Origin of the sequence: Wohlfahrtiimonas sp. G9077, from assembly GCF_002252155.1 — a bacterium.
GTDB lineage: Bacteria > Pseudomonadota > Gammaproteobacteria > Cardiobacteriales > Wohlfahrtiimonadaceae > Wohlfahrtiimonas.
In genome coordinates, this window is the sequence record NZ_NEFD01000001.1 from 483,360 (window position 1) to 495,864 (window position 12,505).

Annotated in this window: 12 protein-coding genes; 11 read left to right on the plus strand and 1 reads right to left on the minus strand. The window is 45.4% G+C overall.

Going from position 1 to position 12,505, the window contains the following annotated elements; genetic code table 11:
• Window positions 1–33: 33 nt before the first annotated feature.
• The 11 genes from ilvB (at window position 34) to B9T20_RS02325 (ending at window position 12,004) form a co-directional block, all read left to right on the plus strand.
• Complete coding sequence (gene ilvB / locus B9T20_RS02275; RefSeq protein WP_094489628.1) at window positions 34–1,776, plus strand: biosynthetic-type acetolactate synthase large subunit; 1,743 nt, start codon at window positions 34–36, stop codon at window positions 1,774–1,776.
• A 34-nt stretch (window positions 1,777–1,810) separates the two neighbouring features.
• Window positions 1,811–2,308: an acetolactate synthase small subunit gene (gene ilvN / locus B9T20_RS02280; protein ID WP_199415216.1), complete on the plus strand. Its 498-nt coding sequence runs from the start codon at window positions 1,811–1,813 to the stop codon at window positions 2,306–2,308.
• Between the two features lie 76 nt (window positions 2,309–2,384).
• The gene (gene ilvC / locus B9T20_RS02285) at window positions 2,385–3,401 is read left to right on the plus strand and encodes a ketol-acid reductoisomerase (RefSeq protein WP_094489630.1); all 1,017 of its coding nucleotides are present in this window, start codon (window positions 2,385–2,387) and stop codon (window positions 3,399–3,401) included.
• 66 nt (window positions 3,402–3,467) lie between these two features.
• Window positions 3,468–4,844, plus strand: a complete 1,377-nt coding sequence (locus tag B9T20_RS02290) for a class II 3-deoxy-7-phosphoheptulonate synthase (RefSeq protein ID WP_094489631.1) — start codon at window positions 3,468–3,470, stop codon at window positions 4,842–4,844.
• Window positions 4,845–4,914: 70 nt separating this feature from the next.
• The gene (gene accA / locus B9T20_RS02295) at window positions 4,915–5,871 is read left to right on the plus strand and encodes an acetyl-CoA carboxylase carboxyl transferase subunit alpha (RefSeq protein ID WP_094489632.1); all 957 of its coding nucleotides are present in this window, start codon (window positions 4,915–4,917) and stop codon (window positions 5,869–5,871) included.
• A gap of 6 nt (window positions 5,872–5,877) precedes the next feature.
• Window positions 5,878–6,768, plus strand: a complete 891-nt coding sequence (locus B9T20_RS02300; RefSeq protein WP_094489633.1) for an ATP-binding protein — start codon at window positions 5,878–5,880, stop codon at window positions 6,766–6,768.
• A gap of 5 nt (window positions 6,769–6,773) precedes the next feature.
• On the plus strand, window positions 6,774–7,793 hold the full coding sequence (locus B9T20_RS02305) for an SIS domain-containing protein (RefSeq protein ID WP_094489634.1): 1,020 nt from the start codon (window positions 6,774–6,776) through the stop codon (window positions 7,791–7,793).
• 1 nt (window position 7,794) lies between these two features.
• Window positions 7,795–8,898: an N-acetylglucosamine-6-phosphate deacetylase gene (gene nagA, locus B9T20_RS02310; RefSeq protein ID WP_094489635.1), complete on the plus strand. Its 1,104-nt coding sequence runs from the start codon at window positions 7,795–7,797 to the stop codon at window positions 8,896–8,898.
• Window positions 8,899–8,923: 25 nt separating this feature from the next.
• Entirely contained in the window at window positions 8,924–9,829 is a 906-nt protein-coding gene (locus B9T20_RS02315) for an AEC family transporter (protein WP_094489636.1), read from the plus strand.
• Window positions 9,830–9,913: 84 nt separating this feature from the next.
• Window positions 9,914–11,038: a DNA-processing protein DprA gene (gene dprA, locus B9T20_RS02320; RefSeq protein WP_094489637.1), complete on the plus strand. Its 1,125-nt coding sequence runs from the start codon at window positions 9,914–9,916 to the stop codon at window positions 11,036–11,038.
• A gap of 3 nt (window positions 11,039–11,041) precedes the next feature.
• Complete coding sequence (locus B9T20_RS02325) at window positions 11,042–12,004, plus strand: metal ABC transporter solute-binding protein, Zn/Mn family (protein ID WP_094489638.1); 963 nt, start codon at window positions 11,042–11,044, stop codon at window positions 12,002–12,004.
• Here the strand turns inward: B9T20_RS02325 and B9T20_RS02330 are convergent.
• Window positions 11,990–12,487 carry a methylated-DNA--[protein]-cysteine S-methyltransferase gene (locus tag B9T20_RS02330; RefSeq protein ID WP_094489639.1) on the minus strand — a complete coding sequence of 166 codons (498 nt, stop codon included), beginning with the start codon at window positions 12,485–12,487 and terminating at the stop codon, window positions 11,990–11,992. The genes B9T20_RS02325 and B9T20_RS02330 overlap by 15 nt on opposite strands.
• Window positions 12,488–12,505 lie beyond the last annotated feature (18 nt).

Sequence of the window (12,505 nt, forward strand, 5' to 3'; positions counted from 1 at the left end):
AACAAATAGATACACAAAAAACAGAGGTAAACCGTGAAATCTTCAGGTGCAGAAATCATTATAAAGTCTCTTATTGAGGAGAAAGTAGAATATATATTTGGTTATCCAGGGGGGGCTGTACTACCACTTTACGACACCATTTATCAACAAGATGAAATTAAGCACGTCCTCGTCCGCCACGAGCAAGCTGCAGCCCATGCGGCTGATGGTTATGCGCGCGTGACAGGCAAACCCGGCGTTGTTTTACTCACATCTGGCCCAGGGCTCACCAATGCTGTCACCGGCATTGCCACAGCTTATATGGACTCCATTCCCATGGTGGTCTTTTCAGGTCAGGTGGCCACAAGCTTGATTGGTAATGATGCGTTCCAAGAAGTGGACACCATTGGCATCACCCGTCCTTGTGTTAAACATAACTTCCTAGTCAAAAACGTTGAAGATTTAGCGATTACGATTAAAAAAGCGTTTCACATTGCCACAACTGGCCGCCCTGGCCCTGTGGTGATCGATGTGCCAAAAGATGTTCAGGTGGCTTTAGCTAAATTCAGCTACCCAAAAAAAATTGCCATGCGCTCCTACAATCCAATTGTCAAAGGTCACTCAGGACAGATCAAAAAAGCCTATAACCTTTTGATGACAGCCAAACGTCCAATGATCTACACAGGCGGCGGCGTGATTTTAGGGGATGCATGTGATGAATTGGTGGAAATGGTCAAACGCTTAAATGTGCCCATCACCAATACTTTAATGGGTTTGGGTGCTTATCCTGCCTCTGATCGCCAATTTGTGGGCATGCTCGGCATGCACGGCACCTATGAAGCGAACATGGCGATGCACAATTGTGATGTGCTCTTTGCCATTGGTGCGCGTTTTGATGACCGCATCACTGGCGTGCTTGAGCACTTTTGCCCACATGCCAAAATCATCCACATCGATGTGGATCCTTCATCCATTGGCAAAAATGTCTTTACAGACATTCCATTGGTGGGTCAAGTTAAGCCAATTTTATCTGAGTTCTTAGAACTTGTGAAAAGCGGTGAAAAACAGCTCAACCAAGAGGCATTGGCCAAATGGTGGAAAACAATCGATGATTGGCGCAAAATGGATTCTTTGGGTTATGACTTAACGCCCGGCATCATTCAGCCTCAACAAGTGGTGGAAGCCTTATATAAAGTGACAAAAGGCCAAGCCATTGTGACCACAGATGTGGGTCAACACCAAATGTGGGCAGCACAGTACTACAAATTTGATCACCCAAGACAATGGATCAACTCAGGCGGTCTTGGCACCATGGGCTTTGGTTTACCTGCAGCGATGGGCGCAAAAATTGGTTGCCCAGATAAAGATGTGGCGTGCATCACGGGCGATGGCAGCATTCAGATGATGCTTCAAGAGCTCTCCACCATGTTGCAATATCACACACCTGTAAAAATTTTGAATTTAAACAACGGTTACCTTGGCATGGTTCGTCAGTGGCAAGAGTTCTTCTTTAAGAAGCGTTACTGCATGAGCTATTTCGAATCGTTACCAGACTTTATTGGTTTAGCAAAAGCCTACGGGCATGACGGGATTCAAATCAGAGATCCAAAAGATCTAGAACCCGCCCTTATCGAAGCCTTTAAGCAAAAAGATAAGACCATTTTCTTAGACATCATTGTGGATTCAGATGCGAACGTATTCCCCATGATTCCTGCCGGTAAAGGTCATCACGAGATGATTTTACGTGGTCGGGATAAAATGGAAAACACAACCGTTGATGGATTGAGCCAAGTATAAGGAGACAATGATGACGAACACAACTCAACAACCCATGCGACACATCATCTCCATCTTAATGGAGAATGAGTCAGGTGCCTTATCGCGCGTAGTGAATCTCTTCTCTGCTCGCGGTTATAACATTGAAAGTTTATCGGTTGCACCGACAGAAGATCAGTCAATTTCTCGATTGACCCTCGTGACCTTTGCAAATGCTGCAGTCATTGAGCAGATCGTCAAACAACTCAATAAACTGATCGATGTGATCAAATTGGTGGATTTAACCGATGGCTCCCACATTGAGCGTGAAATCATGCTCATTAAAGTGAAGGCTGAATCTGAAAACGCGCGCTCTGAGCTCTATCGCTTAAACGATATGTTCCGCGGTCGCCTATTAGATGTCACTGAGTCGAGTTACACCATTGAAATGACCGGAACCGCCGATAAATTGAACGCTTTTGTCACTGCTGTCGAGACCCTTGGCATCATTGAAATTGTCCGTTCAGGTGCCCTTGGCTTAGTTCGTGGCGCAAAAGGCTTGACAATCAATTAACATTTTGACTATTACTATTAGCTGTTAGACCAAAAATAACAGCAACAAAAATTAACCAGTTTAAAGGAATCAATTTATGAACATTTATTATGACAAAGATGCAGACTTATCCTTATTAAAAGACAAAACTGTTGCCATCATAGGTTACGGTTCACAAGGTCATGCACATGCACAAAACTTAAAAGATTCAGGTGTGAATGTGGTGGTGGGTCTTCGTAAAAATGGTGCATCTTGGTCTAAAGCCGTCAATGCAGGTCACACTGTTATGGAAGTGGCAGATGCAACTAAAGCCGCTGACCTTGTGATGATCTTATTGCCTGATGAAAATCAACCTGAAGTGTATTCAGAATCCATCGAGCCAAACATCAAAGAAGGCGCTGCCCTTGCCTTTGCTCATGGCTTTAACGTGCATTACAACCAAATCGTGCCACGCAAAGATTTAGACGTCATCATGATCGCACCAAAAGGCCCTGGCCACACTGTGCGTTCTGAATATGTTAAAGGTGGCGGTGTGCCAACTTTGATCGCAGTTTACCAAGACACTTCTGGTAAAGCGAAAGAGATCGCATTGGCTTACGCATCTGCCAACGGTGGCGGCCGCGCGGGCGTGATTGAAACAGATTTCCGCGAAGAGACTGAAACTGACTTATTTGGTGAGCAAGCCGTATTGTGTGGCGGTGCAGTTGAATTGGTTAAAGCAGGCTTTGAAGTATTGACAGAAGCCGGTTATGCACCTGAAATGGCGTACTTTGAATGTTTACATGAGTTAAAACTCATCGTAGATTTAATGTACGAAGGCGGCATCGCGAACATGAACTACTCCATCTCAAACAATGCTGAGTATGGTGAATATGTGACCGGTCACGAAGTGGTGAATGCTGAGTCTAAAGAAGCGATGCGTCAAGCATTAAAACGCATCCAAACAGGTGAATACGCCAAAATGTTCATCTTAGAAGGCAAAACCAATTACCCTTCAATGACTGCGCGTCGTCGTTTGACAGCAGAGCACCCAATTGAAAAAACCGGTGCAAAATTGCGCTCTATGATGCCATGGATCGCACAAAATCGTTTAGTGGATCAGTCTAAAAACTAAAGTTTAATGATTAAAAAAGAAGACTGAACTCAGTCTTCTTTTTTTAGAAGTGAAAAGGATAAAATTATGTCTAATATTTGGACACCGGATAGTTGGAGAAAATTTCCTGCGGCACAAATGCCCAATTACCCAGATGCTGCAAAATTAAAAGAAGTTGAAGATCGTTTACATCAAGCACCGCCACTGGTTTTTGCAGGGGAAGCTCGTACCCTGAAAAAAGCATTGGCAGAAGCCGCTTATGGACGCTCATTCTTATTGCAAGGCGGGGATTGTGCAGAGAGCTTTTCAGAATTCAACGCCACAAATATTCGAGATAGTTTTCGCGTGCTTTTACAAATGGCGGTGGTGCTCACTTTTGCCGCAAGCAGCCCTGTGATTAAAATCGGGCGCATGGCGGGTCAATTTGCCAAGCCGCGCTCAGAAGATTTAGAAACCATCAATGGTGTGACATTGCCAAGCTACCGTGGTGACATTGTCAATGGCATTGATTTTACCAAAGAGTCACGCACGCCAGATCCTGAGCGTTTGTGGAAAGCATATGGTCAAGCAGGTTTAACCCTCAACTTAATCCGTGCCTTTGCCACCGGCGGTTATGCAGATTTGCACCGTGTTCAAGGCTGGACGATGGATTTTCTCGATGCCACACCGCAAGCGGCACGTTATGCTGATCTTGCCAACCGCATTCAAGATGCCTTGAACTTTATGACCGCATGCGGCATTCGCCCAGATTCAACACGCGCCTTAAAAGAAGTGGATTTTTACACCTCTCATGAAATGTTGCTCCTTGGTTATGAAGAAGCGATGACGCGTGTGGATTCCACAACAGGCGATTGGTATGACACCTCTGCCCACTTCATTTGGATTGGTGAGCGCACGCGTCAATTAGATGGCGCACACATTGAATTTGCCCGCGGCATCTCTAACCCAATTGGCGTCAAAGTGAGCCAACACTTATCGGGCGATGATTTGATTCGCTTGATTGACACTTTAAATCCCAACAATGAACCGGGCCGCTTAACACTCATCACGCGCATGGGGGATAAAAATCTTTTAGATTACTTGCCTCAATTGCTTCGCCGCGTGAAACAAGAAGGCCGTCATGTGGTGTGGATTTGTGATGCAATGCATGGCAACACCATCAAAACGGAATCGGGTTATAAAACGCGTCCATTTGACAGAATTTTGGCAGAAGTAACGGCATTCTTTGATGCACACAATGCTGAAAAAACGCATGCCGGCGGCGTTCACTTTGAAATGACAGGCAAAGATGTCACAGAGTGTACAGGTGGCGCACAAAACATCACAGATGCTGATTTATCCAGCCGTTACCACACACATTGTGATCCGCGTTTAAATGCAGCCCAAAGCTTAGAGTTGGCATTTTTAACCGCTGAAAAATTGAATGAACATAAAAAAATTATGGCTGATTATTTAGCAAAATAATCCGTTCTTTTTAGTTTTGAAATGGGCATGCTAGAATATGCCCATTTCGTTAACTCTAGGAGTATGAGTTTTGAACCCTAATTTTTTAAGTTTTGAAGCACCCATTTTAGAACTCGATGCTAAAATCGAAGCCTTACAAAGCGCAGCATCCCAAGCCGGTGCAGACGTGAGCGAGGCTTTGTCTTTATTGCAAGCTGAGCGCAAAAATGAGATTAAATCCATTTTCTCTAAATTGTCGCCCTCACAAATCTCACAAGTGGCGCGCCATCCATTGCGTCCTTACACGTTTGACTACATCAAATATTTAGCCACCGATTTCCAAGAGCTTCATGGTGATCGCGCGTATGCGGATGACAAATCCATCGTGGGCGGTTTTGCGCGCATTGGTGATCATCCTGTGATGATCATTGGTCATCAACAAGGCCGTGACACAAAAGAAAAAATCCAACGCAACTTTGGCATGCCGCGTCCTGAAGGTTATCGTAAAGCATTGCGCTTAATGAAATTGGCAGAACGCTTTAATGTCCCGATTGTGACATTCGTTGATACTCCCGGGGCCTATCCTGGCATTGGCGCAGAAGAGCGCGGCCAAAGTGAAGCGATTGCACGCAATTTATTGGAAATGAGTAAGCTTAAAGTGCCAACCATTTGTACCATCATTGGTCAAGGTGGTTCAGGCGGTGCATTGGCCATTGCGGTGGGCGATCGCGTGATGATGCTTCAATACTCCACATATTCTGTCATTTCACCTGAGGGTTGTGCCTCCATTCTTTGGAAAAGTGCGGATAAATCAACGGAAGCGGCCAATGCAATGGGCATCACAGCCGATCGTTTGTCTGACCTTGAACTCATTGACTGCGTGATTCCTGAGCCAGAAGGCGGCGCACATCGCAACCATGAAATGGTGGCTTTATCTGTTAAACATCAAATCCTTCAATACTTAAATGAATTAGAAGCGTTAGATCCTGACACACGCATGGAACAACGTTATGATCGCATTATGAAATTTGGACGATTCAAAGGGTAATTGCCCATGAGCAATCAATCTCTTCTCAATGAGCGACTTTTGTCGCTCATTGCTTTAATTGAGCCGCTCATTCCGAAAGTTCCACCTTGTGTGGATTTTTCCGAATGCGCGGCCTTTCGTTGGGTGCGCGCTGGTCAATGGATGCCGGCGCACCTTCAACCGATCCCTCGCTTTGCAGCCATTGATTATCAAAATTTAGTGGGCGTTGAAGATAAAATTGAGGCACTTCGACAAAACACCTTACAATTTTTGCATGGTCTACCAGCAAACAATGTGCTTTTAACAGGCGCACGCGGCACCGGTAAATCCTCCCTCATTAAAGCCACCTTGACAGCGTTTGCCGATCAAGGCCTAAAAATGGTAGAAATTGACCGCGATGCGTTAGGGGATCTACAAAAGCTGCTCACCTGCCTCAGTGAATCTAATGAGCGCTTCATCATCTTTTGTGATGATCTCTCTTTTGAAGAGAACGATGCGGCGTATAAATCATTAAAAGCGCTTCTAGATGGCTCTTTAATGAACCCGCCAGACAATATTTTATTTTATGCCACCTCAAACCGTCGTCATTTGCTGCCTGAATACATGAAAGATAATGAACGCGCGCAACATGATCACAACGGTGAGGTGCATTTAGGCGATGCCATTGAGGAGAAAATTTCCCTTTCTGAGCGCTTTGGCTTATGGCTCACCTTTTATAGTTTTTCCCAACAAGATTACCTCAATGTTGTCAAAAATTGGTTAACCACCTTAGATCCGGATTGTCACTTCACGCCTGACGCCGAACGCGAGGCGTTACAATTTGCCCTTTTACGCGGATCACGCAGCGGCCGAGTGGCCATGCAATTTGCGAAAAGTTTCTCAGGTGCACATCAACTTAAAAACATGAACAAGGAATAAAAATTATGTCCACTTATATGGCAAAGGAAATCAGAGAAATCCCAGATGTCATAGCCAAACAGGGGGAAAGCAATGCCCCAATGCTCATCAAATTGGCTGAATTCATTAAAAAAGAGACCATTCACGGCATCACGCTATTAGGGCGCGGCAGCTCAAAAAATGCTTGTTATTATGCCAAATACATTTTTGAAACGGCGTTAAACATCCCCGTTTCTATGGCCTCACCATCGGTGGCCTCCATTTATGATCGCACCCTCAATTTTAACAACCATTTGTTATTTGTCTGCTCGCAATCAGGCTCGAGCCCTGACTTGATCAAATATGCAGAAAATGCCAAAGCTGGCGGTGCAACTGTCATTGGTTTGGTCAATGATGAAAACTCCCCGCTTGCAAAAATGTCTGACTTTTTGTTTGGCCTAAAAGCCGGTAAAGAGCACAGCGTGGCGGCGACAAAATCCTACATTGCCACCATTTATGCCTTTGCCTCCATTTATGCCATGTTTTGCGGTAAAAATGATTTGGCCGATGAACTCTATCACCTCCCTGAAGTGATGGATCAAGTGGTGCACACGCGTTGGGATCAATTTTCCGATGCCATGGTCACAGAAGATCAACTCTTTTGTTTAGGCCGCAGCTTTAACTTTAGCACCGCTAAAGAAGTGGCACTAAAATTCAATGAAACCTGCCAAGTGTTTGCAAAAGATTACTCATCTTCTGAGTTTTTCCATGGTCCGCTTGCCCTCATTGAACGCGGCATTCCAATTTTGCACTTTTTGATGAATGATGAAAGCCATAAAGTCTCAGTTGAAACGACACAAAAGCTCCTCAATTTAGGTGCGAATGTCTACACCGTCGACAGCAAAGCCTTTGATGAAAAAACATTGGTCATTCCGGCCTCTTCCCCGCTCATTCAGCCCATGATTCAAACCACCGCGCTCTATAGCATCATCGAAGAGATCGCCATGAAAAAAGGCATGAATCCGGATGAGCCACCTTTTCTCAATAAAGTGACCAAAACGGTTTAATATGGCGCAATCTCTCTTTGCTTCTCACATTTATGATGGTGAACAGCACCATCATGATGCGTGGCTCAACATTGAGCACAATCGCGTGCACAGCATCACCCAAAGCCCCACTTTTTTATCCCAAAGCTATTACAGTGATGGCATGTTGATTCCGGGCTTCATTGATCTACAAGTCAATGGCGGCGGTGGCGTGCTCTTTAATAATGAGCCAACGTTAGAAGGCATCCGCACCATTGTCAATGCGCACCGCGCCCTTGGCACTCATCACATCATGATCACCTTAATCACCAGTGATGATGACACCATTGCACGCGCATTAGATGCAGTGGAAGCCGCCATGGCAGAAAATATGCCAGGTTTACTTGGCATCCATTTAGAAGGCCCGATGATCAATGCAGCCAAACGCGGCATTCACTTTGAAAAAAACATTCATCCATTAAGTGATGAGCTGCTGCAAAGTTTAACGCAGCGCAACCTTGGCAAAGTGATGATCACGCTCGCGCCTGAGATTGTACCCCCATCGATGATTCAAGCCTTAACGGCTGCGGGCATCATCGTATTTGCAGGGCACACGAACGCAACGGCTGATGAGGCGCAAATTGCCCTCAATCATGGCTTAAAAGGTTTTACCCATCTCTTTAATGCCATGCCGCCGATGTTATCACGCGATCCTTCCATCTTAGGCGTCGCGCTGAGTGATCGAAACAGTTATGGCTCCATTATTCATGACGGCATTCATGTGGATCCAACGATGGTGAAAATTGCCATTGAGGCCAAACATCCTGACAATATTGTGCTCGTCACGGATGCAATGGCCACGCTCGGCAGTGATTTAATGGCATTTGATTTCAATGGCCACACCATTTATCGTGAGAAAAATCGCCTCGTCAATCACGAAGGTAAGCTTGCCGGTGCCCACATTGATCTATATTCATGCATTCAAAATACGATGGCGCTAAATTATTCTTTTGAAAAAAGTTTACAGATGGCAACGCGCAATCCTTCGACAGTTTTGGGGCTCTATCCAACCGTCGGTTCACTCAAAAAGTGCGCAAACGCTAACGTTAACCACATCAATGGTGATAAAATAACGCCCCTTCTGTAACAACCTCAATTGGCGAAAATCAATTATGAGCGGTTTAATTTTTATCATCATCTGTCTTGGCGTAGGCAAACTACTGTCCCGATTAACCAACCCCCAAGAACTCATCCGAACCCTGAATCTTCTCGTTGTCCGCGTGGCATTACCAGCTTTGATTCTTGACAAAATTCACACCATCCACCTAGAAGGTGATGCCTTCTTCCCCATTTTATCCCCGTGGATAGCCTTTATTGTAGCGGTTGGCGCCATCTATGCCATCCGCTTTTTTATTCCCTTCTCGAAAGTCACCACTGGCTGCCTGATCCTCATTTGTGGCACGAGCAACACCTCCTTTGTCGGTTTTCCATTGCTGCAAGCCATTTTAGGACATGATGCCCTCAATGTGGCCATCATTGTGGATCAATCAAACCTCATTTTGCTCTTTACCATGGGGATTTTAGTGGCAAATCTGTATTCTGGCACCTCTGTCAATTTTAAACAGATCTTCCTGCGTTTACTCATTTATCCACCGGTTGTGGCGCTCATTTTAGGCATTTTATTGCGCCCGATCGAATACCCTGAAGCCATTCAATATGCCTTAAGCTCATTTGGCTCACTCTTAACGCCATTGACCATGCTCTCCATTGGTTGCAGCTTAAGTTTACCGCGCGATAAAAGCATGGTGAAAATGATCTCCATTGGGCTCTTGGTCAAATTGATCATCATGCCATTGTCTGTGGCCATTCCTGCCCTATTCATTTTTGATCACATCTTAAGTCCAATGACCTCAATGGTGACGATTTTAGAGATCGGCATGGCGCCAATGGTGATGAGCGTCATCATCGCAGCAGATAAAAACTTAGATCCTGAGTTGGCAAATTTCCTCACAAGCATCGGGATTCCCGTCTCGTTTGTGACGATCGTCCTTTGGCATTTGATCATTCCCCTCGTTTAATTTAGCCCTTAAAATTTACCTATTGACAGCTTTGCTATACTCTTAGAGAGATAAAAATTTCTCATCTTAAAAAGGGTAATGGCAATGCTGATCGATTGGTTAACGCTTTATTATACAAAGCATATTGGCGCAAAACGATTGATGCAATTGGTGGCACATTTTGATTCTGCCACCCTTGCAGTCAACGCCTCTAACAGTGACTGGCGAAAAGCTGGCATGACAGATCAAGTCATCGCCGCGCGTTCTGATGTCGCCCGTCAAAAAGCTGAAGCGGCGCATTTATGGATGGAGAGCGATCCTTTAAACCACATTCTTGTGGTGACGGATGATCGCTATCCTGAGTTATTGCGCATTTGTGATGATCCACCAGCACTCTTATTTGTGCGCGGCAATCCCGAGATTTTATCCAATCCACAACTTGGCATTGTGGGCACGCGTCACCCGACAAAAGAGGGCGAGCAAAATGCCTATCACTTTGCCAAGCAATTGGGTGAATATGGTTTAACCATCACAAGCGGCCTTGCAATGGGGATTGATCAATTTGCCCATGATGGCACCTTAGCGAGTCCATCGCCCACCATTGCGGTGCTTGGTACAGGCTTAAATGACATTTATCCAAAGCAGCATCGCTCTTTGGCCGAGAAAATCGTGGCGCACAATGGCGCTTTGGTCAGTGAATTTCCACTGCATACGCCGCCCATTGCCAATAATTTTCCAAAGCGCAATCGCATCATTGCCGGTTTATCCTTAGGCGTTTTAGTGGTGGAGGCTGCAGAAAAGTCAGGCTCTCTGATCACCGCACGCTTAGCCAATGAATCGAGCCGCGAAGTGTTTGCCATCCCAAGCTCCATTCATAATCCACAATCCAAAGGGTGCCACCGCCTCATTCGTGAAGGGGCAAAATTGGTGGAATCCACGTTTGACATCTTCTCTGAGCTCAAGCATTGGCTGCCCAATGCACATGCGGTTGATGCACCCATGGTAGCACCCATCACGCCTTTACAGCCGGTGCGCAAAATTGTGCCTACGCCCACCGATCCCATTGAGCGCCAAATTTTTGAGCTGCTCACCGAACCTCTCACCATCGATGACATCGTGGCGAGAACACAACTTGACACACAAATTGCCACCCAAGCCATCATGATGATGGAGCTTGAAGGCATCCTTGTGCGTCAAGATTCTCAACACTTTATACAAGGAACTGTGTAATTTATGAAAAAACTTTTATTATCGGCACTTTTTGCCTCAAGCTTGTCCCTCAGCTTTGCTGAGCTCAATGTGGTGACATCCTTCTCCATTTTAGAAGACATCACGGCCAACATCGGGCAGGATAAAATCAAAATCACCTCCATGATTAAGCGCAATCAAAACCCGCACAATTATGAGCCCACCATGTCGGACATTCAGAGCTTATACAATGCCGATTTACTTATCATCAACGGTTTAAATTTTGAGCATTGGCTCAAGCGCGCCACCAAGCAATCGAACTTTAAAGGCGAAGTGGTGACCGCAAGCGATGGCATCAAAGTGATCCATTTAGCAGAAGATGAACAGCATCACCATCATCATGACCACGATGATCATGATCACGACCATCACCACCATGATCATGGCGATACAGATCCTCACGTTTGGCAAAATCCGCTCAACGGCATCATTATGGCGGAAAACATTGCCAAAGCACTTTCTGAAAAAGATCCTGAGAACCGCGAGTTTTATGCCAAAAATCTAGAAGCGTATCAAGAAAAGTTACATCAAGTGGATCAAACCATTATGAATTCGCTCAACGATAACCCAAGCCAACCACTTAAAGGCATTGTGCTCCATGACAGTTACCGCTATTTTTCTGAGCGCTATCCGATGATGTTCTTCCCTGTGCTCGATGCCCACAGCTTAAGCGAGCCATCCGTGAAAGTGTTTGCCGGCATTCAAACCATGATCAAAGACAATCAAATTCCGGTGATTTTCTCTGAATCCATGGAGCAAAGCCGCTTTGTCAATACAGTTGTGAAGGATTATCACATCACCGATGGCGGTCAACTCATCTCTGACACCATCATGCCAAAAGGTGAGCCATGTGACTCTTACATTGGTTTATTAGAGTGTAATTTAAACACCATCAATCAAGCCTTTGACAAAGTGCGTCAGTCCAAAAACGAGTCAGGATTGCTCTAATGTCAATAACGCTGCTTTTCGATGCAGGCCACCTGCATATCCGACCAACGCGCCATTGCTACCAATCACACGGTGACAAGGCACCAATATACTCAGGGGGTTCTTCCCATTCGCGCTAGCAATAGCGCGGATGGCCCTTTCATTGCCATAGCGCAATGCCTCAGTTTTATAACTGATGGTTTGCCCATACGGAATCTCTAACAAAATCTGCCACACCCTTTGCTGAAAAGGCGTGCCGGACAACAACATCGGCACTGTAAAGATTGTCCGTTTCTGTTGAAAATACTCTTCTAATTCTCCCATAACTTGCGATAACACCGCATTGTTGCCTGCTTTTGCGATCACTTGATGACATTTTTCCATGCGTTTGATGGCAAACAAAGCATCCTCTTCCACAAAATCCACCGCGCACACCCGATCATCAAGGGCACACAACACCATTTGCCCAAGTGGCGAATCCATATACACATACGTTAAATCCATATTGCCTCCATAAAAAAA

Bases quoted from the DNA above. Each gene is read 5' to 3' on its own strand.
- ilvN (WP_199415216.1), top strand. From the start codon at position 1,811: ATGCGACACATCATCTCCATCTTAATGGAGAATGAGTCAGGTGCCTTA.
- B9T20_RS02300 (WP_094489633.1), top strand. From the start codon at position 5,878: ATGAGCAATCAATCTCTTCTCAATGAGCGACTTTTGTCGCTCATTGCT.
- B9T20_RS02325 (WP_094489638.1), top strand. From the start codon at position 11,042: ATGAAAAAACTTTTATTATCGGCACTTTTTGCCTCAAGCTTGTCCCTC.
- B9T20_RS02315 (WP_094489636.1), top strand. From the start codon at position 8,924: ATGAGCGGTTTAATTTTTATCATCATCTGTCTTGGCGTAGGCAAACTA.
- B9T20_RS02305 (WP_094489634.1), top strand. From the start codon at position 6,774: ATGTCCACTTATATGGCAAAGGAAATCAGAGAAATCCCAGATGTCATA.
- nagA (WP_094489635.1), top strand. From the start codon at position 7,795: ATGGCGCAATCTCTCTTTGCTTCTCACATTTATGATGGTGAACAGCAC.
- ilvC (WP_094489630.1), top strand. From the start codon at position 2,385: ATGAACATTTATTATGACAAAGATGCAGACTTATCCTTATTAAAAGAC.
- B9T20_RS02290 (WP_094489631.1), top strand. From the start codon at position 3,468: ATGTCTAATATTTGGACACCGGATAGTTGGAGAAAATTTCCTGCGGCA.
- dprA (WP_094489637.1), top strand. From the start codon at position 9,914: ATGCTGATCGATTGGTTAACGCTTTATTATACAAAGCATATTGGCGCA.
- B9T20_RS02330 (WP_094489639.1), bottom strand. From the start codon at position 12,487: ATGGATTTAACGTATGTGTATATGGATTCGCCACTTGGGCAAATGGTG.